This window comes from Pedobacter nutrimenti, assembly GCF_003208655.1.
Taxonomy (GTDB): Bacteria; Bacteroidota; Bacteroidia; order Sphingobacteriales; family Sphingobacteriaceae; genus Pedobacter; species Pedobacter nutrimenti.
Genome location: NZ_QKLU01000006.1, coordinates 131,204 through 155,792 on the forward strand (window position 1 = coordinate 131,204; position 24,589 = coordinate 155,792).

Here is a 24,589-nt window from a genome sequence, read left to right on the forward strand (position 1 = left end):
ATTGTTTTAATGATATTGATTAATTTTAACGATTAATTATGGAGCTTAGACAACTAAATTATTTTGTGAAAGCAGCCGAACATCTTCATTTTACAGAAGCTGCGGGCGCCTGTTTCGTTACCCAATCGACCCTTTCCCAGCAAATCAAACAGCTGGAAGAAGAGCTGGGGATGCTGTTGTTTGACCGGATCGGGAAACATGTAAGGCTCACCGAAGCAGGCAATGTTTTTTTGAAACATGCCCGGCAGATCCTCAGGGATGTTGCCAAGTCCAAAGAGGCGATATCTGAGCTGAACAGCCTTGCGGCCGGTGATTTGAAAATTGGGGTAACTTATGCTTTCAGTTCTATGGTCCTGCCGGCACTGACGCCCTTTTCTTTCAAGTATCCCGGTATTAAAATTTATGTGGAATATGGTCCGCCAGAGGTGCTGGAATTGAAGCTCAAAGGAGCAGAGCTGGACATCATTCTGACTTTTCATGAAGAATCGGATAATGAGGGTTTGGAAATGCAGCCGCTGTTTTCTTCCCGGATTATGATGGTGGTCTCCAAAAAGCATCCCCTGGCTGCTTTAAAGAAAATTACCGTCAATGAACTGGGGGCCCTGGATTTGATCCTTCCCGGGAAGGGTTTTAGTTCCAGGGATTATGTAAACGAAATTTTCAGAAAGAAAAACATTTTGCCCCGGGTCCGGATAGAAATGAACGAGGTCAATTCTTTGCTGAGCCTGGTAGAAAATACGTCCTGGGTGACCGTGTTGAACGAAAAGGCAATTATGACCTGGGACAGCCTGGTGGCCATTCCTATTGCCGGAAAAGAAAGGTACAAAAGGGCCTTTATTTTATGGCAAAAAGGCGTGTATAAAAAGAAGGCCGCAACCCTTTTTATAGAAGAACTGAGTAAGGTTTTATAAACAGGCTTTGTCTTTCAGGTTATAACAGTACCTGCAACGGGGCTCATAACTTTCTTTTTCACCCAACAGTACTTTGGCTTCGCTGGCCACCTTACGGAAAGAATACATGGCTGGGCTGCCACAGCATACACAAACGGCATTGACTTTGGTGACCAGTTCGGCAATGGCCATCAGGGCGGGCATAGGCCCAAAGGGTTTTCCGCTAAAGTCCATGTCCAGTCCGGCCACAATGACCCGGATGCCTTTTGCGGCCAGTTTATTGCAAACCTCTGGCAGGTCTTCATCAAAGAACTGGGCTTCATCAATACCCACCACCTGGGTTTCGGCTTTCAGGAACAGAATGGCCGAGGAATTTTCAACAGGGGTAGAAGAGACCGAATTCTGATCATGGGAAACCACAGCAGTTTCATCGTAACGGATGTCTGTTTTGGGTTTGAAGATCTCGACATTTAATTTGGCAATTTCTGCCCTTTTTAGCCTTCTGATCAATTCTTCTGTCTTTCCGGAGAACATAGAGCCGCAAATCACCTCAATGCTTCCGCGATAGGCGGTTCCCTGTCTGTAATTTTGTTCGCTGAATAACATCCTGTATGCTGAATCTTTAGAGCCCGCTAATATCGAAATTTTGTAGTACTTTTGAGTGTCAAGTTACCAACATAAAACACCCATTTTTCCGTTATTAGTTTATGATGAACCAAGAGGATCTTTTTAAAAAAATCGGACTGATACTTTCAGAACTTCAGGATCAATATCAATTTCTTTCGCAAAACCCTCAAAACCTCAATGAGTTAGAGCTGGAGTTGTTTCTTGCCAATGCAAACTTTTTAACGGATCATGTGCAGATTGTTAAAAAGGCAAACAGTGGTCCTGCGGCTAAAGCTGTACCTGACTTGCAGGAAACGAAAAAGCCGGATGTGGTAGCGTTGGCTGAAGAAGCTGGGGCACCTGTGCCCGAGGAAAAAACAACTGAACCTGAGCTTCCTGCGGTGAAGGAACCTGAAGAAACAGAAGTTCCGGCCGCAGTTCTAAATGAAGAAATTTTTAAACTGGACAAAGAGCCGCCTGCCTTTGAGTTTATCCTTAAAGACCATGCGATAACCGATAAATTTGAGTTTGAAGAAAAAGAAGTCGGGGAAATATTTGACCGCCCGCTGAGCAAGGAAGAAGAGCAGATTATAGCGCAGAAACAAAAACTAAAAGCCCAGCAGGAAAACACGGACCAGGAGATAGAAAAAGAAGAGGACGATGAGATAGGGCCAGAACCTTTTCTGGTTTCAGCAGAGCAGGAGCAAGAAATTGCTGCTGTGGAAGCGTTTAGTCCGGAAATACATCCGGTTAAAGAGGAAATGGTACAGCAAAGGGATTTGTTTGAAGAAAAAACAATAACGCCTCCCCAGCCGCTTAAACCAGAGCCTGTTCAGATTCCGGAAGCACCTGCCACGCCTGCTGCTATTGCTGATCAGCCTTTAAAACCGACGCTTAACGAGCTTTTGGGGAATCACTTGGGGGCAAACCTGAATACAGAATCTTACCGTACAGAGATCACAGACCTGAAGAGCAGCATTAGCCTGAACGACAAATTGTTGTACATTAAGGATCTTTTTAACGGTTATAACCTTGCTTATGCAGAGGTGATCGACCTGATCAATAAAATGCCTGATTTTAAGACGGTTGATGCTTTTCTTCAAAAGAACTATGCTGGTAAAAATGACTGGGCTTCCAAACAGGCCACCGCAGATCGCTTTTATGAACTTTTAAACAGACGTTTTCCGGCTAAATAAAGCCCATCCGGTTAGAATCCAGTTTTAGAAAAATAAACAGCAGGACCGTAAAACTCCATAGGGAGGATCCACCGTAACTGATAAAGGGCAGGGGGATGCCAATAACCGGAATGATGCCTATGGTCATACCGATGTTGATAAAGACGTGGAAAAAGATAATGCTGGCCACGCAGTAACCATAAACCCTGGAAAAGGTAGAGCGCTGCCGCTCTGCCAGGTTGATGACCCGGAGTAAAAGAAAAACATAGAGTCCAATTACCACGGTACAACCCGCAAAACCCCATTCTTCGCCGATCGTGGAAAAGATGAAATCGGTACTTTGTGCGGGTACATAACCATATTTGGTTTGTGTGCCGAGCAGAAAACCGCGGCCCAGGGCCTGACCGGAACCGATGGCAATCATAGACTGGTTTACGTTGTAACCTGCTCCTTTCGGGTCTGTTTTTAGCCCTAGCATGATCTCAATCCTGGTCCTTTGGTGCGGTTCGAGCACTTTATTGTAAATCAGCTTCACCATAAACAGGTAACAGATGGCCAGAATGGTTGCAATGGTGATGGAAAACATCATTTTTTGCTTTCGCTTGTTCTGGTAAATGAAAAAGCAGCCCACCAGGATGATTGCAGGAATGGTGATATATAGTGGCAACAGGAAATGGGCAATAAAAAGTACAATCAACCCCAGAAAAATGACCAGGAAATAACCGGAAAGCCCTTCTCTGTACAATGGGAACATAAAAGAAAGGAACACCAGGGCAGAACCGGTATCGGGCTGCAGCATAATAAACAACAGGGGCAAACCGACAATCAGCCCTGCAAACATAATCGATTTAAAGTCTTTGAATTTGGGGTTAAAGGTCGCTACATACCTGGACAGGAGCAGTGCGGTTCCAAATTTGGCCAGCTCAGAGGGCTGGAGCCTGAAGCTGCCTATGGCAATCCAGGCCTGGTTTCCGGCCACCTTTCGGCCTATAACCAGTACGGCGAGCAGCAGCAGTAAGGTGAGCCCATACACAATAGGAGAAAAGACACTGAAAAACTTCGCGTCCAGTAATAAAATGGAAAGGCCTAAAATTAAGCCCAAAATAATATAAATGAGCTGTTTCCCGTAATTGCTGCCAAAGTTAAAGAGGTCACTTTTTTCGGGATTATAAATCGAGGCATAGATGTTTACAAAGCCAATGGTACACAAAGCCATATAGATCAGTACGGTGATCCAGTCTACATTAAAAAAGAAACGGTTGCTTTGTGTGTTGCTCATTTTGTTGTTTCTCCGCTTTTAAGGTGGTTAGCTGCTGTATTTTTTTTAGGGTCTGCTGCTGTAGGTGCGGCCTCTTTGGCTACTGAATCTGTCGTTTTAGGGGCCAGTTTTATTTTTGGCTTTGGGACCTCCGGTAAAACGCTTTGTTTTTTCATCCATTCTACCTGGGCCATTCTGCCACCGCTGATGTTTCCGGTCAGGTATTTTTCGGTCAGGTAACTGGCAATAGGTGCGGCATAAGCACCTCCATAACCTGCATTTTCCACGACCACGGCAATGGCAATTTTCGGATTGTCCCTTGGTGCAAAACCAATAAACACAGAGTGGTTTTTGCCGTGCGGGTTTTGTACCGTACCTGTTTTTCCGCACATCAATACATTCGGAATCCGGGAGGCATTGGCCGTTCCCCATGGGCTGTTCACCGCATCCTGCATCCCGTCAATAACAGGTTCAAAATGTGCTGCATCTATGTCTACATAGTTTTTTTGAACATAATCCTTTTTGATGATCTTTTTATCCCCTATGGATTTGATCAGGTGGGGTTTAATATAATACCCTTTATTGGCAATAATGGCCATAATATTGGCCATTTGTAAAGGGGTGGCGCTCATTTCACCTTGCCCGATGGCCAGGGAAATAACGGTGGTATAGCGCCAGTATTTGCCAAATCTTTTGGTGTATTCGTCGGAAGTAAATAAAATGCCTTTACGTTCGTAAGGCATGTCGATGTCCAGCTTTTGTCCAATGCCAAATTTGCGGACTTTGCTTTCCCATTCGTCATAAGCCAGTTTTTGGTTTTTAAACCGGGTCTGGGTCATCAGTTTCTGAAACACGTAACAGGCATAGGTGTTGCAGGATCGGGCCAGGCCCCTGCGCAGACTGATGGTTCCGTCCACGTGTTCGCACCGTACAAAGTGGTTTCCGGCCCAGTAACCGCCCGGACAATTAAAAGTCATGTCGGGCGTAATCACCCCTTCCTGTAAGCCGATCAGGGCATCCAGGGGTTTAAAAGATGAACCCGGAGAATAATATCCGGATATGGGTCTCACCAGAAAAGGGCGGTTGGCTTGTCCAAAAATATCCATGTAGTTGTTTCCCTGTTGGCGCCCGACCATTCTGTTCGGGTCGTAACCAGGGCTGCTCACAAAAGCAAGGACTTCACCCGTGGCGGGTTCTATGGCCACAATACTGCCTACTTTGTTTTGCATCAGCTGTTCACCCAGTTTCTGGATTTCCATGTCCAGCGAGGAGACTACTTTTTCTCCGGACCTGGCCAGGGTATCGAATTTTCCTTCCTGGTAACTGCCCTGGGGAACATTCCTGGCATCGTAAAGCATATTCTTTACCCCTCGTTCCCCTCTTAAAATATCGTTGTACTGCTTTTCTACACCAGATTTCCCAATATAGTCACCGGGGCGGTAATAGCCCTCGCTGTCCTCTATGTCTTTTGGGGAGACCTCTTTAACATAACCAAAAAATTGTCCCGCTACGCTGTCCGGATAATGGCGGACGGTCCGTCCCTGAACCAGAAAACCCGGAAAGTTGGAAAGCTTTTCCTGTAATGCGGCATAGGTTTGTACCGAAAGCTGCTTTTCAAACGTAGAAGGCTGGTACCGGGATTGCACTACGGCTTTGTGAAAACGTTTTCTGAAACCTGCGGTGTCAATTCCAATCGTGTTACAAAGGTCCAGTGTGTCAAATTCTTTCACCTGATTGGGGATCACCATCAGGTCGTACACCGGTTCGTTTTGTACCAGCACCCTTCCCTTACGGTCAAATATCACCCCACGGGCCGGAAAAGTATAAATTTTGCGAAGGACGTTACTGTTGGACAAAAGGAAATATTTGTCACTGACAATTTGCATGTAAAACAATTTGCCGACAAGGATCAGGCACACGATCAGGAAAAGTCCCTGAACTGTATATTTCCGGTTAAACAGATTGTCCATTAGCGAAGCCTCCTGTTGTAAAATATAAACTCTGTAAGCAGGATGACCAGCCAGGTCGCTGCACCGCTCATCAAACAGCGCAGCAGGGTATAGGAAAGTTCGCTGAACTTAAATGCTTCCAGCAGGAAGAACACCAGATGATGCGCAAAAATACAAAGCAGGGCATAAAGAGAAAACCATTTGAAGCCCATATTGCCCAGGGTAGGTTCGGGCTCATCAAATCCATCGCGGTTTACCGTAACGGATATAAACAGGATCCTCACAAAAACCAGGGCTACACAAGCCGCGGTATGAACCCCCAGGGTGTCATAAAAAGCATCGAGGGTTAAGCCTGTCCCGAAAGCAAGCAAATAAAGCAAAATGTTGGGAATTCCAAATGGGAGCAACAGCAGAAACAGCACGTATACAAAAGGTGTGGCCAGGTTGTAAAAGCTCAGGTTCCTGAGCAGCAGGATCTGGACAAACAGTAGTATGAACCACCGGAGGATATTGATCAGGATTAGTCTGCTATTCATGGGGCGATTTTGACTCTAAAGCTTCTTGTTCCTTGGCAAATTTATTTTTAACTACATAAACATATTGCAAGGCACTGAAGTCATTAAACAAGCTAATTTCTATGGTCAGGAAATTGTCTCCTGTTGCGACTCCGGCATTACTGATGCGGCCTACCGGAATACCGGAAGGAAAAGCGCCTAAACCGGAGGTGACAATGGTGTCTTTTAGTTTGACCTTAAAGTGGTTAGGGATGTCTTTGACATAGGCCTTCTGATAATCGTAATTTTTTTCTCCCCAAACCAGCGAGCCAAAAGCTGTCGGTATATTTTTAACAATTACACTGACTTTGGTGTCTTTATTGAGCAGGGAGCGGACCGTTGCCAGGTGTTCAGAAACATTGTGCACAAAACCAACTACACCATATTGAGGAGAAATGACCGGCATTTTTTCCTCTATGCCGTCTGCACTTCCTTTATTGATGGTGATAAAGTTGTTGCGCAGTGTGATGGAGTTTTTGATCACCCTTGCCGCAAGGTAAGTGTATTGCTGTTTGTTCAGCGTGTCTTTAACCAGTACATTTTTTGCACTGTCAATATTTTTAAGGTTCAGCAGCTGGGTATAGAGCTTTGCATTTTCTGCAGCTAAGCTGTCATTCACCTGGCCCAAATTGAGGTATTTTTTTAGAACATTCAAGTCCTCATACGCGCGGCCAACCACCTGGTTGGTTGAATTTAGGGTAACACTGCGCTGGTAATCATTGTTTTTTACGGTGAGGATAATACCCAGCGTAAAAAAAATGATAAATAGAAAAAATGCGTTGTATCTGTTTATAAATATCCAAAGGTTACGCATAATTTTCGTTTGTCCTGTTTTGAGCTGCTGACGGTGCCTGGAATTTGTAGCCTTGCAAAGTCAGCAGCTGAAAGCTAATTATTGCATTAAAAATTTAAAACCGCCAATGTTTTTAAGTGCGATACCTGTACCGCGTACAACAGCCCTAAGCGGATCTTCTGCAACGTGCACCGGTAATTTTGTTTTTGCGGCAACACGTTTATCCAGGCCACGCAGCAAGGCACCTCCACCGGTTAAATAAATACCAGTCTGGTAAATATCGGCCGAAAGCTCAGGAGGGGTAATCTCCAGGGCTTTGAGGATGGCTTCTTCAATTTTAGAAATGGATTTGTCCAGACAGTGCGCGATCTCTGTATAGGAAACTGTAATTTGTTTTGGTACGCCGGTCATCAGGTCCCTTCCCTGTACGGCAAAGTCCGCAGGTGGGTCTTGTAATTCAGGCAAAGCCGCACCAACTTCAATTTTGATCTTTTCTGCGGTACGGTCACCGATCATAATGTTGTGCTGACGGCGAATGTAGTTGACAATGTCGGAATCGAAGTTGTCTCCGGCAACGCGGATCGACTGGTCGCAAACAATACCGGATAAAGCGATAACGGCAATTTCGGTTGTACCACCACCGATATCGATGATCATATTCCCCATAGGCTCTTCCACATCGATACCAATACCGACTGCTGCAGCCATAGGTTCGTGGATCAGGTAAACCTCTTTTGCGCCTGCAATTTCTGCAGAGTCACGCACCGCACGTTTTTCAACCTCAGTAATCCCCGAAGGAATACAGATCACCATTCTTAAGGAAGGGAACATCCATCCTTTTCCACCGTTAAGCATTCTGATCATTCCTTTGATCATCGCTTCAGCGGCATTGAAATCGGCAATTACACCGTCTTTCAAAGGTCTTACTGTTCTTATGTTGTCGTGGGTTTTGCCTTCCATTTGCATGGCCTGCCTCCCTATTGCTATGATTTTGTTCGTTTGTCTGTCAAATGCCACGATAGAAGGTTCGTCAACAACCACTTTATCGTTATGTATAATCAGGGTATTAGCGGTGCCCAAATCGATGGCAACCTCTTGTGTAAACCAGTTAAATAAACCCATTTATAGGTGATAATTATTATATTAAAAAATCTGTGTATTATACTAATGTAAAACTACGTCTTTTTATTGTATTTGCAGATAAAAATAATTGTTTACACTAGTGTTTAAAATGTCTTACACCGGTGGTTACCATTGCAATGCCTTTCTCATTTGCCTTGTTGACAGAATCGGCATCTTTAATAGAACCGCCTGGCTGAAGTACGGCAGTTATTCCTGCTTCAGCAGCGATTTCCACGCAGTCCGGGAATGGGAAAAATGCATCTGAAGCCATTACTGCGCCTTCTAAACTAAAGTTAAAAGCATGGGCCTTTACAATAGCTTGTTTCAGGGCATCTACTCTTGAAGTTTGTCCTACACCGCTTGCAATTAAACAATTATTTTTCACAAAAACGATAGTATTGGACTTGGTATGTTTAACAATTTTATTAGCGAAGAACAAATCCTGCAATTCTGCCGGAGTTGGTGCTTTTTCTGTAACGGTTTTCATTTGCTCAGGACCTTCTACAATCAGGTCTTTATCTTGTTCTATCACGCCGTTCAATAAAGTTTTAAATTGTTTTTTAGATAATTCTACTTCATTTCTTTGCAGAATTACCCTATTCTTTTTGGCCTTAAAAAGCTCAACTGCCTCGGCCTGGTAGGATGGGGCAATCAGGACTTCAAAAAACAGTTTGTTGATCTCTTCTGCAGTCTGCAGGTCAATTTCACGGTTGGCAATCAGTACACCGCCGAAAGCAGATACCGGATCACAGGCCAGTGCATCGTTCCAGGCATCCAGGATCGTCGCCCTGGAAGCCAGGCCGCAGGCATTGGTGTGTTTCAGAATGGCAAAAGTTGGCTCCTGGAATTCATCAATTAAGGCTACTGCTGCATCCACATCGACCAGGTTGTTGTATGAAAGTTCTTTGCCATTCAATTTGCTGAACATTTCTTCCAGGTTGCCATAAAATACACCTTGCTGGTGCGGGTTTTCTCCGTAACGCAGGCTTTGTGCCACCGGGATACTTTGTTTGAAAACGTTTAAAGGCTCTTCTGTATTGAAGTAATTGAAAATCGCTGTATCGTAATGGGAAGAAGTATGGAAGGCCTTTTTGGCATAGGCTTTACGCTGGGCCAGGGTCGTTGTTCCGTTTTGTTCTTCGAGTTGCTGCTGAAGGGTGCTGTAGTCATCTTTGGAAGCCAAAATCACCACATCGTTAAAGTTTTTGGCAGCTGCCCGGATCAGGGAAATACCACCGATATCTATTTTCTCTATGATTTCGGCCTCTGAACCATCAGCTTTAAGGGTTTCTTCAAAAGGGTAAAGGTCAACGATCACCAGATCTATTTCCGGGATCTCATACTGGCCGATCTGTGCTTTGTCTTCTTCCAGGCTCCTGCGGTTTAAAATACCTCCAAATACTTTCGGGTGAAGCGTTTTTACACGGCCACCTAAAATAGATGGATATCCGGTCAGGTCTTCCACGGCGGTAACAGGCAGGTTTAAGTCTTTTATAAACTGTTCTGTTCCTCCGGTAGAGAATAACTGAACACCCTGTTGTGCAAGCAGGCGAACCAAAGGTTCTAAACCGTCTTTGTAATAAACTGAAATTAAAGCGTTTTTGATCTTTATTGAATGGCCCATTAGAGAAAAATTTTGAGCCGCAAAATTAGGGTTTTTAAGCGATAATTTTTATGTAGAATATTACTTTTTTATCTTTTTTAAAATACCCTCTACAATACGGGGATAATGCTGGTGTTCGAGCTGTTGTCCTTTGAATTTCAGCATCTCCAGGTTATCCTCTTTATCTACACGGTACCGCGCCTGGTAAATGTACTCGCCTTCATCATAATTTTCGTTCACATAATGAATGGTAATACCACCTTCGCTTTCCCCGGCTTCCAGTACGGCCAGATGGACATGGTCACCGTACATGCCTTTGCCGCCAAACTTTGGCAATATGGCCGGGTGGATGTTAATGATCCGGCCCGGATATTCGTGGATAAGGTTTTTAGGGATCAGCCATAAAAAACCGGCCAGCACGACCAGGTCAATGTCGAGATTTTTCAACAGGTCTGTAATATGATCTGTATGATAAAATTCCTTCCTGTCAAAAACATGGCTGGGAATTTCAAAATTATCTGCGCGCTGCAATACGTAAGCATCTGGGTTATTGGTCAGTACCAAAGCGATTTCTACCTCAGCACTGTTTTTAAAGTGCTCCATGATTTTCTGGGCATTAGATCCTGATCCTGAGGCAAATATTGCAATGCGTTTTTTCATGCTATAATTATTTTGTTTTGGTATTCAAGCAGGCTTCGCCGGTTTTCATGCTATGTCTAATTTTGTTTTGGTATTCAAGCAGGCTTCGCCAGTTTTCATGAGTGTCTATTTTGTTTTGGTATTCAAGCAGGCTTCGCCGGTTTGTTGGTATTCCCCTATATACGTCAATCTAGCTTCAAAAATAGCATTTTATGTGTTGAGATACAAAAACAGGAGTAGCTCTGCAGGAAAAATGATCAGGTATTTTAGCTATACCTGATCATTATGAGGGGTTTAGCTTTCCTTTAAAACCATATCTATGGTAATGGCAGAAGAAAGAATGGCTACTTTATGCTGGTTTTGGCTATAGTTTGGATCTATATGAACATTGTATTTATCGGCGGTGGTAAAGATTTCTTTTAAAGCACCCGCCCATTTTTTGCTGATAGAGCCAATTTCAATCTGGTTGCTGTCTTTGATGACAAAATTCCAGGCCTTCCAGTCGCCGGTAATTTCTGCGATCGGGTTTCCATCGGGGTCTTCAATTTTAAAAGTCGGTTTAAAGAACTTGAATTTTTGTTTAATGGTGGCCAGTGGATTCCCGTAAGCGTCGTTGATGAGTATTTTCGACATAAAAAAGGTAAAACCCCGTGAAATGCTGGCCTGAATTTCATCGTCGTTGTTGACAATGTTAAGCTTAAAGGGCAGCATTCTTTTGTCGACCAGAAGTCTTAGCATTTTTTGTCCAAAGGTCAGGACCTGTTTAACTGCGCCAATGTTTTCGCCTTTTTCGTCAAAAACTTTGTAAGCATTTTCAAATTTGAACATATTTACTTTTTCATCGATAAAGTAATCTTGTCCGTCAAAAAAATTGGAATTCATATGTAGGTTTTATTGTTTTTTCAATTGTCATATGGATCCTTTGAGGTTTAAAATAATCTTGTACTATGTTTTTAATGATTATTTTAAACCTGTTGGATTCATAGTTGTAGGTGTGATGTTTGTTTGATGTTTAAGGGGGCCGAAGATAATAAAATCAGCGAAGTTTAAGCACCCAAGGAAAGCATGGCCAGAGGAAGTGGGCTTAACAAATTGATTAATAGGCTTATGGTTACAGCAGGAAAATAACATAAAGATGAAAAATAATTGCGTAATGATTTTGCAATTAAAAACATAAGTTCTATATTTGCAGTCCGAAAAAAATAGAAAACAAAGGCTAAAGAACAATGGCAAATCATAAATCAGCTTTAAAAAGAATAAGAGCAAACGCAACTAAACGTCTACGTAACAGATATCAGGCAAAAACTACACGTACTTTTATCAAAAGACTACGTGCTGCTGAAGATAAAAAAACTGGACTTGAATTACTTCCTAAAGTAGTTTCAATGTTAGATCGTTTAGCTAAGAAAAACGTTATTCATAAAAACAAAGCTGCAAACAACAAGTCAAAATTGACTAAATTTGTTAATGGCTTAAAATAGATATAGCTTTACGATACTGAAACGGGACAAGGTCATACTTGTCCCGTTTTTTTTGTTTCTATGATTACATATAAACAAAAAAAAGGTATAAAGTTATGGGCGGCAGAAGATCGCCCCAGAGAAAAACTCCTTTTGCAAGGCAGAAGGTTTTTGACGGATGCAGAGCTCCTGGCGGTACTGATTGCTTCGGGCAACAAAGAAGAGACGGCGGTGGATCTGGCCAAACGTATTCTTGATTTTTTCAAAAATGATCTGGATGCGTTGGGCAAGACCGGAGTAGCAGAACTTTCTGGTTTTAAAGGCATAGGGCAGGCAAAAGCAATAACCATCATGGCTGCCCTGGAGCTGGGTCGAAGGCGTAAAGAAAGCCCGCAGCCAAAAGTGTATAAAATTAAAACGGCCAGAGATGTCATTGGAACCCTGAGGCCTCTTTTGTCCGATCTGGACCAGGAAGAACTCTGGTTGCTGGTCCTGAATGGGGCCAGTCACCTGAAGGCCAAGTATCTGGTCAGTAAAGGAGGGCAATCGGATGTCACTGTGGATGTTCGGGTTATTTTCAGGGTGGCCCTGGAGCATAGGGCGGCAAAGCTAATCCTGGCACACAACCATCCTTCCGGAGAGGTGACTCCAAGTCCTAGTGATAAGGCATTGACCAAAAAAGTTGTTGAGCTGGGAAAAATGCTGAATATTCCCCTTTTGGATCATATAATTGTAACAGACCGCTCATTCTTTAGTTTTGCAGATGGGGGATTGATTTGATATTTTATATCTTTGCGTTTTATACGGATAATAGAATATGAAGATCTCTTATAGCTGGCTTAAACAATTCATTCAAACAGATAAAACACCACAGGAACTTTCTTTGATCTTAACCAATATTGGTTTGGAGGTTGAAAGCCTTGAAAAAGTACAGCCTGTTGCTGGCGGACTGGAAGGTCTGGTGATCGGGGAGGTGCTGACCTGTGTTCAGCATCCCAATGCAGATCGTCTGAGGGTAACCACGGTGAATGTTGGCGGGGCTGAAACCCTGCAGATTGTTTGCGGGGCACCTAATGTTGCTGCAGGACAGAAAGTGGTGGTGGCAACCGTGGGTACAACCGTATACCCGAATGAAGGCGAGCCTTTTAAGATCAACAAATCAAAAATAAGGGGAGAGGTGTCTGAAGGCATGATCTGTGCAGAGGACGAAATTGGCCTGGGTGGATCACATGCAGGAATTATGGTTTTGGCCGAGGATACTGTAATTGGTGTTGCCGCAAAAGACCATTTTAAAATGGAAGACGATTACCTTTATGAAATTGGTCTGACCCCTAACCGTGCAGATGCGGCTTCTCATTTGGGTGTGGCGAGGGATCTTGCCGCGTATTTTCGGTTGAACTTAACGATGCCCGATGTATCCGCTTTTAAAGCGGATAACGAAAATTTAAACATAGAGGTTGAAGTACAGGATCAGGAAGCCTGTCCAAGATACAGCAGCGTGAGCATTAGCGGTGTAACTGTAAAAAGTTCACCAGACTGGCTGCAGGATAAATTGAAAGTAATCGGTATCCGTCCGATCAATAATATTGTGGACATTACCAATTATGTTCTTCATGAGCTGGGCCAGCCTTTACATGCTTTTGATGCAGATCAGATTAGCGGTAAAAAGGTCCTGGTAAAAAAATGTGCAGAAGGAACGCCTTTTGTAACCCTTGATGGTGTAGAGCGTAAACTGTCTGCAGAAGACCTGATGATTTGTAATGCTGAAAGCCCAATGTGTATTGCAGGGGTTTTTGGTGGTAAAAATTCGGGCGTAAGTGAACAAACGACCAATGTCTTTCTGGAAAGTGCCTATTTCAATTCGGTTTCCGTTCGTAAAACGTCTAAAAGACATGGTTTAAAAACAGATGCCTCCTTCCGCTATGAACGTGGAACAGATCCTGAAATTACAGTATATGCTTTGAAAAGAGCAGCCTTATTGATTCAGGAACTGGCTGGTGGTACCATTTCATCTTCTGTTTCAGACCTGTACCCTGTGCCGGTAAAAGCATTTGATGTGGAAGTTTCTTATGTGAACATCAATAAGCTGATCGGTGCAAATATCCCTGAAGACGAAATTAAGTCCATTATTACTGCTCTTGGAATTAAAGTGGTCAAAGAGCAGCAGGGACAGTTGTCTCTGGAGGTTCCGACTTTTAAAGTGGATGTGACCAGGGAATGCGATGTGACCGAAGAGGTATTGCGGATTTACGGATACAACAATATTGAAATACCTTCAAAAATCAATGCATCCCTGTCTTATAGCGCCAAGCCAGACAAAGAGCAGACCCAGCATGTGATTGCTGATATGCTTACTGCAAACGGCTTTTTGGAAATCTGGTGCAATTCACTGACCAAAAGCAGTTATTCAAAAAATATAGAAGAGGCCGTACACTTGCTGAACCCTTTAAGCTCTGATCTGAATGTCATGCGTCAAAGCTTGCTGATGCCGGCCCTTGAAAGTGTGGTGTACAACCAGAACCGGAAAAGTGCGGACATTAAGTTTTATGAATTTGGTAAAACCTACCACCTGATCGGCTCTGGTTATGTTGAGCGTCCGCGTTTACTGATCCTGTTGTCGGGGGCAAAACAAAGCGAACAATGGAACCATAAAGACAGTCAGGTGAATTTTTATAACCTGAAGGCTGCTGTGGATGCGGTGATGGGCAGATTGGGCATTGCGAACTTCCAGACCGAAGAGCTGAATAATGAAGATTTTGCTTATGGGCTGAAATATTTCAGGGGCGCGCAGACCCTGGTCAGTTTCGGTGCGGCTACAGCGGCAGATAAAAAGAAGGCCGATGTGGACAAGGAAGTCTATTATGCAGATTTTGACTGGGCATTGTTGCTGGATATTGTGAAAAAGAACAAAATCGTCAACAAGGAAGTTCCAAAGTATCCGGCCGTAAGAAGAGACTTGTCCATGCTGGTGGATACAGCGGTTACTTTTGAGGAATTAAAAGGTATTGCTTTTAAAACAGAAAAGAAACTGATTAAAAATGTACAGATCTTTGATGTTTATGTAGGGGATAAGCTTCCTGCCGGCAAAAAGTCCTATGCATTGAATTTTACCCTGCAGGATGAGGAGCAGACCCTAACCGATAAGCAGATTGATGCGGTTATGCAAAAGATTATAGCTAACTTAGCGCAAACTGCCAAAGCAGAGATTAGAAAATAACTTAATTGAGTAGAATTTTAGATAAAATAAAGGTTTAATAACATGTCTTCCGTTGCAGAACAATTAAATTCAGTACTCCATAAAACCGCTCGTTTAATCGAGTTGTGCAATGCGTTACAGGAAGAAAATGAGTTGTTAAAGGTTGAAAATCAATCTATAAAGGCTACTTTAGATGCTTCTAAAGTAAAGAACACAGACTTGGAAGAAAAGCTCAGAGTACTTAAATTAGCAAAAAGTATTGAGGGTACTAGTGAAAAGACTCTTGATATAAAGCAAAAAATTAACGATTTTGTGCGTGAAATAGATAAGTGTGTTGTGTTGCTTAAGAAATAAGGAATACTGGAATAGTGAAACAAAGCTAAGAAATGGGAGAAATCTCGATAAAAATAACTATCTCGGACCGGATTTATCCCTTAAAGGTAAATACAGAAGAGGAAGAAATTGTAAGGCGGGCAGCCAAGATTATTAACGAACGCATAAAGGACTATCAGGAAAATTATGCGGTAAGAGATAAGCAGGACTTACTCTCTATGGCAGTATTGCATTATGCAACAGCTGTATTGAGGGTAGAAAACAAGGTCCAGGATCAGGATACTGCCGTAGCCGATAAGGTGGAAGAGCTGGATAGTTTATTAAACGATTTTTTTTCAAAATAAGTACGTTCTTTATATTATATATATTAGCAAAAAGTATAGCCGCAGCTAGATTTTAAGTTTCATTATTTTTTAAACTTAACACTTCAATATCCATAGGGTTAAGAGCGTACATTTCATTTGCATCCGCACCTGAAAACAACGTAAATCCTAATTATAATTCGTTGAAGTTTTTAACATATGGAACGAAAAAATTAGCTGCGGTTTTTTTATGGCAATTGGATAAGAATTGCACATGACCTTATAACCCGGAACGTTTTTGAAGGTCATGTGTACTTAATATATATATAAATGGAAATAGTTGGATATGTACTTACCGGCCTGGTTGTCGGTATATTAATAGGGAGATACCTGCTGCGCAGTTTACTAAAGAAACAGGAAATTGCAGCGCAGACGAAAGTTAAAAAAATCCTCAAAGATGCAGAGAGCAATGCAGAGATCCTGAAAAAGGACAGAATGCTGGAAGCCAAAGAGAAGTTCCTGCAAATGAAAGCAGAACACGAACAAGAGGTAAATAATAAAAACAACCAGGTCAACCAGCGTGAAAACGCCATCAAACAAAAAGAACAAAGCCTGAACCAGCGTATGGAAAACCTGAACCGTAAGGAACAGGAGCTCGATGGTCAGAAAAAGAACCTGGAAAAACAAACCGATATAGCCGTTAAGAAACAGGAAGAAGTTGATGTGCTGAAAAACCAGCATGTGAAACAACTGGAAGCGATTGCCGGATTAAGCGCAGAAGAGGCGAAAAATCAATTGGTAGAAAACATGAAAGAGGACGCCCGGTCCCAGGCCATGATCCAGGTTAAAGACATTGTAGACGAAGCCAAACTGACTGCAGGTAAAGAAGCGAAAAAAGTGGTGATCCAAACCATTCAGCGTACTGCGGTGGAAGCTGCTATAGAAAATACGGTATCTATATTTCATATTGAAAGTGATGAGATTAAAGGCCGTGTAATTGGTCGTGAAGGACGGAACATCCGTGCACTGGAAGCGGCAACAGGCATTGAAATTATTGTAGACGATACACCGGAAGCCATTATCTTATCGGGTTTTGACCCGGTTAGAAGGGAAATTGCCCGCCTGGCCCTGCACCGTCTGGTTACCGATGGTCGTATTCACCCGGCCCGTATTGAAGAGGTTGTAGCCAAAACCAAAAAACAAATTGAAGAAGAGATTGTAGAAATCGGTGAGCGTACGGTTATTGACCTGGGCATCCACGGCCTGCACCCTGAACTGATCAGAATGGTTGGGCGTATGCGTTACCGTTCTTCTTACGGACAAAACTTATTGCATCACTCTCGTGAGGTGGCCAATTTCTGTGCAACCATGGCCGCTGAACTGGGCCTGAATGCTAAAATGGCAAAAAGGGCTGGATTGCTGCATGATATAGGAAAAGTTCCTGATGACAACCCGGAATTGCCACACGCCATTTTGGGGATGCAGCTTGCAGAAAAGTATAAAGAACATCCTGAAATCTGTAATGCCATCGGTGCGCACCACGATGAAATTGAAATGACCTCTATGATTTCACCGATTGTACAGGCTTGTGATGCGATTTCCGGTGCCCGTCCAGGTGCAAGACGTGAAGTCGTGGAAAGCTATATCAAGCGCTTAAAAGAACTGGAAGAACTTGCACTTTCTTATCCTGGGGTAGAGAAAACTTTTGCCATCCAGGCCGGTAGAGAGTTAAGGGTTGTGGTTGAAAGTGAAAGGGTAACTGATCAGCAAGCGGAATTGCTGGCAGCGGATATCTCTAACCGCATCCAAACGGAAATGACCTATCCGGGTCAGATCAAAGTAACGGTAATCAGGGAAACCAGGTCCGTTGCTTTTGCAAAATAAAACCTAAGGCCCCAGGGGGCCTAAACAGAATACAAAAAGCGGTAGTTTATTCTGCCGCTTTTTTTTTATTTTTACATGGCGTAAAGCAATGCCCTCTAACTAAACCACCCGGTCATGAAAGCAGAAGAAAAGAAACAGGTTGATGTACTTTTTGACAAGTATGCAGAAAGCCACCAGAACCACTCCAATGAAATTATCCATTGGATCTGTGTGCCTTTGATTGTATTCAGTTTGCTTGGGCTGGTTTGGGCCATTCCTTTTCCGCACCTGGAATTTATGGGCCGTTATAACGGTTACCTGAACTGGGCCTCTTTTCTAATTGCTTTTTCTGTGTATTATTATTACCGGCTTTCACCGGTGATGTCTTACCTGATGCTGATTATCATTTTCCTGATGTGTATGGTGGTGGTGAAAATTGAACAGGCAGCTGCAAACGGTGGGCCGGCTTTATGGCTGGTTTGTGCAGTGATCTTTGTGCTGGCCTGGATCGGGCAATTTATCGGACATAAAATAGAGGGTAAAAAGCCATCTTTTCTCGACGATGTCAAATTTCTGCTCATTGGGCCCATCTGGTTGCTGCATTTTATCTGCAAGAAAGTCGGCATAAGATATTAGGCATTTTATTGCTTTTTAATGCAGTTTATTTCTACAGGTTTCATAAATTCTCTTTTAGGGACTGTTAACATAAACATAACATTTGTTTAATGTATTTGTAGCCTTTTCTATAAAGAATTTCCCGCTTGTCTTTCCATTTGAAAGCCCTTAGATGTTGTCAGAACCTATATTTTCGAAAACGTGGGGGATGCCATTTGCTTAATGTTAATTACATTCTGCATTAATCAATTCTTAACATTAAGATCATGTTGCCTGTTTAGCTTTGCCAAAAAAATAAACAGTAAACGATGAAAAGACAGTTACTAACCAATCCTATTTCTTACGTTGTCATGCTGATGTTCCTCCTTTTTGGAATTGGAGCACAGGCCCAGGTGACAACATCAAGCGTTAACGGAAAAGTCCGGGATGCAAAGGGCATCGCCATTCCCGGAGCCAGTGTGCTGATCGTACATGTACCAACTGGTACCAAGTATGGCGCAATGACTACTGCCGAAGGTTCTTACCGGGTCAATAACTTAAACCCAGGCGGACCTTATAAAATTACCGTTACCTATATAGGTTACAACAAACAGGAAAAAGACAATTTGAACCTGAGCCTTGGCGCAGACCAGCGTATGGACTTTACCCTGTTGGATGAAGGACAGCAGCTGTCTGAAGTGGTTGTAGCAGGTACCAGAGGCGGAACCAAAATGGGAACAGGAACCCGTATTGGCGAAGAGCAAATCAAAAACTTGCCTACAGTGAGCCGCAGTTTAACGGATGTAACCCGTTTAACCCCTCAGGGCAGCAAAGACAACTCTTTTGTAGGAACCAACTTCAGGTACAATAACGTTACTATTGATGGTGCCATCAATAACGATGCGATCGGTTTTAGCCCTTCTTTAGGTGGACAGAGCGGTAGTTCAGGTATGCCTGGAAGCAGTACAAGGACCAACCCGGTTTCTTTGGATGCGATTCAGGATGTAACTGTGTTATTGGCCCCTTACGACGTAAAAATCGGTAACTTTACCGGTGGTAGTGTCAACGCAGTAACCCGTTCCGGTACAAATGATGTAACCGGATCGATTTATGGTTACGGACGTAATGCAGCCTTAATTGGAAGAAATAAAATTGGAGACAATTCTAAAGAGCCTTCTGCTTTCCACGATTATCAGACTGGGGTAAGGGTAGGTTTCCCAATTATTAAAAATAAATTATTCTTCTTCACCAACGAAGAGATTACCCGTCGTCAGGATCCGGTAATCCTTGGAGCAGGTTCAGCAGATATGAAAATCATTACTGCAGATGAGGCCAACTCCATTACCAACTACATGAAAAACAGTTATGGCATTGATCCGGGATCTTCAGGTGATTATAACATCTACGCAAAATCCAATAAATTCTTTAACCGTTTGGACTGGAACATCAACGACAACAACCAGTTGACCATTCGTAACAACACCATCACTTCTACAGCGACAAACTTAGAGCGTGATCAGGCCAACTTCAGGTTTGGTGGTATTGACTTTAAACAAACCAATAACCAGAGTTCTACAGTTGCCGAATTGAAAAGCCGTTTGTCAAACTCTGCTTCCAATAGTTTGGTCATTGGTTATTCCAATATCCACGATTACAGGGATCCGACATCCAACCCGGCAATTCCTCAAATTGAGATTTCTTCCCGTGGGGGTACCATCTTTTTGGGTACAGACAGGGAGGCGAGTATCTTCAACATGAAGCAAAAAACCTTCGAGTTTACAGATAACTTTACCCTGACCAAAGGAAAACATACTTTTACATTTGGTACACATAATGAGTTGTACAACATTACTTATGGTTTTGTAAACTCATGGAACGGCCGTGTGGCTTATGGAAGTATTGATGATTTCTTGAAAAATCAACCAAAACGTGTCCGGACCAATTATAACTATACCAATAATACCAGGGATTATATTTTGGATAACCCTCCGGCACAGTTCAGGGTAAATATGTTCAGCTTGTATGGAGAAGATCAGTTTCAGATTACTGACCGTTTTAAACTGACTTATGGTGTGCGTTTTGATTTGGCCGATTTGCCAAACAAACAACCTTTAAGTGATAAAACCACCAATGCACCGGTGGATCCGAATTATGGTAATACCTTTACCTACACCAAACCAAAAGACATTAAAAATGATTTCTTAGGTCAGGTACAGGTATCCCCACGCATTGGTTTCAACTATGACATCAATGGTGATCAGAAAATGATCTTGCGTGGTGGTAGCGGCTTGTTTACTGGCCGTGTTCCCTTTGCCTGGTTGGGTTATGCATATTACAACAATGGGGTAACTTATGGTTCTCAGGACTTTAATAAATATAGTTACGATCCAACTAAGCCTATTGTAGGTCCTGTTGCTGGATCAGATCCAATCAGGGATGCTTTAAATGGAAATGGAGAAGCAGGTTATGCCGCTAAACAAGGCGTGAATGTAAACGATGCTAAAGGTGCAACCCAGGTCGATTTAATTGACAACAATTTCAAAATGCCAAAAACCTGGAGAACCAGCTTAGCGTTTGATTATAAAACAGATGATCAGTGGAAATTTACGGTAGAAGGTATTTATACAAAAGTAATCCATGATTTGAAATTCCAACAAGTAAACTATGTGGATAATGCCTTTTATTATCCTTATGATGTAAACCATCAGCAACCTATCTACACTAAAGCGGCGATCAATCCTCTTTATAGTAATGCTTATTTGCTGTCCAATACCAATCAGGGATATCGTTACAGCATTACTGGTCAGGTAAGCAAATCTTTCCCGTTTGGCTTGGATGTAATGGCAGCCTATACTTATGGACAGTCTAAAGACATCACCAATGGTATCCGTAACTCTATGGAATCCAATTGGCAGTTGAACCAGGCTTTAAATCCAAATAACCCTGGACTGGCTTATTCTAACTTTGACATCCGTAACCGTATTGTGTCTACCATCAACTACAGACATGCCTGGGATAAAGACAATAAATATGTATCTAACTTCTCTTTATTCTTCAGTGCACAATCTGGTTCTCCATATTCTTATGGTATGTTAAATGGAACAATCAACGGAACAGGTCAAAATGTAAGTTTAATGTATGTTCCTAATGTTGGTGAAACTTCTAAATTTATTGTTGCTGACTTGAAAGATAGCAAAGGTGCTGTTGTTGCAACCGTGGCACAACAAATTGCAGCATTTGATGCATTCATTGATGGTGATAAATATCTGAAAAATAGAAGGGGTCAGTTTACTGAGCGTAACGGAGCACGTACACCATGGAATGTTCAGGCAGACTTCCGTTTTAGCCAGGATATTGTGGTTACAGGCAACGGTCCTAAAAAACAAACGCTTACTTTCACTTATGATATCGTGAACTTAACAAACCTGTTGAACAAAAACTGGGGTGTACAGTATTTCTCTCCAAACACTTACAACTCTATGGCAAGTATTGGTCTGATCAATGCTAAAGCAGGTTCCGCAACTGCATATCCTACCTATAACTTCGATAACAACAGTACTTCAACTTATTCAAAAGACTTCTTTGCATCACGTTTCCAAATGCAGTTTGGTCTGAGATACACTTTTTAATAAATAGAATACATTCATAATTTTTTTTAAGCCTGAGACGATTGTCTCAGGCTTTTTTGTGTTAAAAGTGGTTTAGTTTGTGTTTTGCGGGTTTATGCGGTTTTGATTGCAATAAAACTGCGTGAATTTGCAATATTTAGGAATAAAAATTACATTTAGGTTCGCTTAAACTTTATTTTTCAGACCAACCAAATGAAATTAGTATCTCCTAAACCAAAAAAACACCTCTTTTTTTTTCTGCTGCTGTTTTCTGTTCAAGGATTATATGCAGCCCTTCCCAGCGACAGTACTTTAATCTATAAAATTAAAGCCATTGCAGAGGGAATCCGGAAAAAAGAAGCCCCCGATAAAAGAACAGATATTTTTCAGCTGGACGTGCAGGGTGAAAATAACCCTGTACTTGAACTGGAAACCACCTTGCCGCTGGCAGCAGAACAGTTTAAAAAAGAGCTATTGCAGGCAGGCCTGGGCACAGCTGTGCAGGTTAAAATATTACCTGATGCACAGGAACTGAAAGGGGCGGTATATGGCGTGGTTAGAATTTCTGTATCCAACAACCGGAAAAATCCGGAGCATGCCGCCGAAATGGTCACGCAAATGATTCTGGGAACACCGGTGCAGATTTTAAAAAAACAAAAGGGCTATGCCCTGGTCCGCTCTCCGGACAGGTACATCTCCTGGGTAGATAACGCTGCGCTGGCCGAAATGAACCAAAACGATTTTGAAGCCTGGAAAAAAGCAGACAAACTGGTGTACACCGAAGATTACGGATCGGCCTATACCAGTCCGGACGTTAAATCTTTAAGGGTATCTGATCTGGTTAAAGGGGACATTGTCCGATTACTGGAAAAACAGAAAGGCTTTTATAAAATTGCTTATCCCGATGGAAGAACAGCCTATATTCCCCTTGCCTGTGCGCAGGACTATAAAAGCTGGGTATCCAGGCCAAATCCGGATGCACAGCAAATTCTCAGTACGGCAAAAACGTTATTGGGGACCCCTTATTTATGGGGAGGAACTTCTATGAAAGGGGTCGATTGCAGTGGTTTTACCAAAACCAGTTATTTTCTGAACGGGATCATTTTGCCAAGAGACGCCTCCCAGCAAGCCCTGGTTGGGGAGGCTGTAGACATTTACCAGGCCGATACGGTGAACCTGGACAAATGCCTGAAAAACCTGAAAGCCGGAGACCTTTTGTTTTTTGCTGCTGCAAAAGGCAAAAGACCCGATCCTAAAATTACCCATACTGCCATTTATATGGGCGATGGTGAATTTATCCAGTCGGCAGGAATGGTGCGCATCAACAGCATGGTGCCAGGCGCACCTGGTTATGCCGATTTCGAATCCAGGACCCTGGTGAGTGCACGCAGAATGCTCAACTCTATTGGCAAAGCCCAAATTACACGTATTGATCAACACGAATTTTATACCATAACCAAACCATGAACAACAGGAGAGACTTTATCAAATCATCTACCTTACTCGCCGGAAGTACCCTTGTTTTAGGTACTTCGCCTCTTTTAAGTACTGCAAGCCAGAAATTCGGGGGCAAAGGAAAGCTCAAGCTGCGCTTTAAGCCTTATACCCTTCAGCTGAAACATGTTTTTACCCTGGCCACCAGTTCCAGGTCTACCACGCCGGTAGTACTCACCGAAATTGAATACGATGGGGTAATTGGTTATGGAGAAGCCTCCATGCCGCCTTATCTTGGGGAATCACATGAAACGGTCCTTAAGTTTCTGGCTAAAGTAGACCTGTCGAAATTTGACGATCCTTTTGAAATGGAAAACATTCTCAATTATGTGGACCATCTGGAGGCGGGTAATAAAGCAGCCAAAGCATCGGTAGACATTGCCCTGCATGACCTGGTCGGCAAAATCATGAAACAACCCTGGTACAAAATATGGGGTTATGATCCTTCAAAAACACCCAATACCTCCTATACCATAGGGATAGATACGCCCGAGGTAGTCCGTCAGAAAGTAAAAGAAGCCGATCCCTACAAAATCCTTAAAGTAAAGCTGGGCCGGGAAACCGATAAAATGATGATCGAAACCATTCGTCAGGTAACGGATAAACCCTTATGTGTAGACATTAACCAGGGCTGGAAAGACAGGGCATTTGCATTGGATATGGCGCATTGGTTAAAAGAAAAGGGTGTTGTTTTTCTGGAACAGGCCATGCCTAAAGAACAGGTAGATGATAATGCCTGGCTGACCGAACACAGCCCTATTCCAACTATTGGTGATGAGGCGGTGCAGCGCTTGGATGATGTTTTAAAAGCCCATAAAGTGTATAGCGGCATCAACATCAAGCTGATGAAATGTACCGGAATGCGGGAAGCGCATAAAATGCTGGAGCTTGGCCGTGCGTTGGGCATGAAAATGATGATTGGTTGTATGACCGAAACTTCCTGTGCCATTTCCGCTGCTTCACAGCTGGCCCCAATGGTCGACTGGGCAGACCTGGATGGTGCGCTGCTGATTGCCAATGATGTATATAAAGGTATGGAAGTACTAGATGGTAAAGTAACCTTAAATGCCCTTCCGGGGCTTGGCCTTAAAAAGATCCGTTCTTACTGATCAAAAGCTTAAATTCAAAACTCAATTAAACCTAACCTAAC

Annotated in this window: 21 protein-coding genes; 12 read left to right on the top strand and 9 right to left on the bottom strand. The window is 42.8% G+C overall.

The features are described 5' to 3' along the window. Positions 1-38 precede the first annotated feature (38 nt). On the top strand, positions 39-911 hold the full coding sequence (locus B0O44_RS17265) for a LysR substrate-binding domain-containing protein (protein WP_110833283.1): 873 nt from the start codon (positions 39-41) through the stop codon (positions 909-911). On the opposite strand, the gene B0O44_RS17270 is transcribed toward B0O44_RS17265, so the two are convergent. After that, a complete protein-coding gene (locus B0O44_RS17270; protein WP_110833287.1) occupies positions 906-1,496 on the bottom strand; it encodes a thymidine kinase in 591 nt (196 codons plus the stop codon). The genes B0O44_RS17265 and B0O44_RS17270 overlap by 6 nt on opposite strands. Positions 1,497-1,597: 101 nt before the next feature. Between B0O44_RS17270 and B0O44_RS17275 the strand changes: the two genes are divergently transcribed. Then, positions 1,598-2,692: a hypothetical protein gene (locus tag B0O44_RS17275; RefSeq protein ID WP_146229864.1), complete on the top strand. Its 1,095-nt coding sequence runs from the start codon at positions 1,598-1,600 to the stop codon at positions 2,690-2,692. Here the strand turns inward: B0O44_RS17275 and rodA are convergent. From rodA to B0O44_RS17315, 8 genes are all read right to left on the bottom strand, one after another. Beyond that, on the bottom strand, positions 2,685-3,950 hold the full coding sequence (rodA, locus tag B0O44_RS17280; protein ID WP_110833294.1) for a rod shape-determining protein RodA: 1,266 nt from the start codon (positions 3,948-3,950) through the stop codon (positions 2,685-2,687). The genes B0O44_RS17275 and rodA overlap by 8 nt on opposite strands. Then, entirely contained in the window at positions 3,947-5,899 is a 1,953-nt protein-coding gene (gene mrdA, locus B0O44_RS17285) for a penicillin-binding protein 2 (RefSeq protein ID WP_110833295.1), read from the bottom strand. The genes rodA and mrdA overlap by 4 nt, the downstream gene beginning before the upstream one ends. After that, positions 5,899-6,414 (bottom strand): rod shape-determining protein MreD, encoded by a 516-nt coding sequence (locus B0O44_RS17290; protein ID WP_110833296.1) that lies wholly within the window; start codon positions 6,412-6,414, stop codon positions 5,899-5,901. Before B0O44_RS17290 ends, mrdA begins: the two co-directional genes overlap by 1 nt. Continuing rightward, a complete protein-coding gene (gene mreC, locus B0O44_RS17295; RefSeq protein WP_110833297.1) occupies positions 6,407-7,246 on the bottom strand; it encodes a rod shape-determining protein MreC in 840 nt (279 codons plus the stop codon). Before mreC ends, B0O44_RS17290 begins: the two co-directional genes overlap by 8 nt. Before the next feature lie 78 nt (positions 7,247-7,324). Continuing rightward, on the bottom strand, positions 7,325-8,347 hold the full coding sequence (locus B0O44_RS17300; protein WP_048907325.1) for a rod shape-determining protein: 1,023 nt from the start codon (positions 8,345-8,347) through the stop codon (positions 7,325-7,327). A gap of 97 nt (positions 8,348-8,444) precedes the next feature. Then, positions 8,445-9,971 (bottom strand): bifunctional phosphoribosylaminoimidazolecarboxamide formyltransferase/IMP cyclohydrolase, encoded by a 1,527-nt coding sequence (gene purH, locus B0O44_RS17305; RefSeq protein ID WP_110833304.1) that lies wholly within the window; start codon positions 9,969-9,971, stop codon positions 8,445-8,447. Between the two features lie 60 nt (positions 9,972-10,031). Further along, on the bottom strand, positions 10,032-10,610 hold the full coding sequence (gene purN, locus B0O44_RS17310; protein ID WP_110833306.1) for a phosphoribosylglycinamide formyltransferase: 579 nt from the start codon (positions 10,608-10,610) through the stop codon (positions 10,032-10,034). A gap of 273 nt (positions 10,611-10,883) precedes the next feature. Continuing rightward, entirely contained in the window at positions 10,884-11,471 is a 588-nt protein-coding gene (locus B0O44_RS17315; RefSeq protein WP_110833308.1) for an LURP-one-related/scramblase family protein, read from the bottom strand. Between the two features lie 344 nt (positions 11,472-11,815). Between B0O44_RS17315 and rpsT the strand changes: the two genes are divergently transcribed. The 10 genes from rpsT (at position 11,816) to B0O44_RS17365 (ending at position 24,548) form a co-directional block, all read left to right on the top strand. After that, the gene (gene rpsT, locus B0O44_RS17320) at positions 11,816-12,070 is read left to right on the top strand and encodes a 30S ribosomal protein S20 (RefSeq protein ID WP_110833310.1); all 255 of its coding nucleotides are present in this window, start codon (positions 11,816-11,818) and stop codon (positions 12,068-12,070) included. A 60-nt stretch (positions 12,071-12,130) separates the two neighbouring features. Next, positions 12,131-12,829 carry a RadC family protein gene (radC, locus tag B0O44_RS17325; protein WP_110833312.1) on the top strand — a complete coding sequence of 233 codons (699 nt, stop codon included), beginning with the start codon at positions 12,131-12,133 and terminating at the stop codon, positions 12,827-12,829. A gap of 37 nt (positions 12,830-12,866) precedes the next feature. Beyond that, positions 12,867-15,266: a phenylalanine--tRNA ligase subunit beta gene (gene pheT, locus B0O44_RS17330; protein ID WP_110833314.1), complete on the top strand. Its 2,400-nt coding sequence runs from the start codon at positions 12,867-12,869 to the stop codon at positions 15,264-15,266. Between the two features lie 42 nt (positions 15,267-15,308). Next, positions 15,309-15,599 (top strand): hypothetical protein, encoded by a 291-nt coding sequence (locus B0O44_RS17335; protein ID WP_110833317.1) that lies wholly within the window; start codon positions 15,309-15,311, stop codon positions 15,597-15,599. A gap of 32 nt (positions 15,600-15,631) precedes the next feature. Further along, positions 15,632-15,922, top strand: a complete 291-nt coding sequence (locus B0O44_RS17340; protein WP_110833320.1) for a cell division protein ZapA — start codon at positions 15,632-15,634, stop codon at positions 15,920-15,922. 288 nt (positions 15,923-16,210) lie between these two features. After that, on the top strand, positions 16,211-17,764 hold the full coding sequence (rny, locus tag B0O44_RS17345) for a ribonuclease Y (RefSeq protein WP_110833321.1): 1,554 nt from the start codon (positions 16,211-16,213) through the stop codon (positions 17,762-17,764). A gap of 114 nt (positions 17,765-17,878) precedes the next feature. Then, positions 17,879-18,379: an Mpo1 family 2-hydroxy fatty acid dioxygenase gene (locus B0O44_RS17350; protein WP_110833323.1), complete on the top strand. Its 501-nt coding sequence runs from the start codon at positions 17,879-17,881 to the stop codon at positions 18,377-18,379. Positions 18,380-18,666: 287 nt separating this feature from the next. Beyond that, positions 18,667-21,966, top strand: a complete 3,300-nt coding sequence (locus B0O44_RS17355) for a TonB-dependent receptor (RefSeq protein ID WP_110833325.1) — start codon at positions 18,667-18,669, stop codon at positions 21,964-21,966. Positions 21,967-22,158: 192 nt separating this feature from the next. After that, positions 22,159-23,412 carry a C40 family peptidase gene (locus tag B0O44_RS17360; protein WP_110833327.1) on the top strand — a complete coding sequence of 418 codons (1,254 nt, stop codon included), beginning with the start codon at positions 22,159-22,161 and terminating at the stop codon, positions 23,410-23,412. Next, positions 23,409-24,548 (top strand): dipeptide epimerase, encoded by a 1,140-nt coding sequence (locus tag B0O44_RS17365; RefSeq protein WP_110833329.1) that lies wholly within the window; start codon positions 23,409-23,411, stop codon positions 24,546-24,548. Before B0O44_RS17360 ends, B0O44_RS17365 begins: the two co-directional genes overlap by 4 nt. Positions 24,549-24,589: the final 41 nt, after the last annotated feature.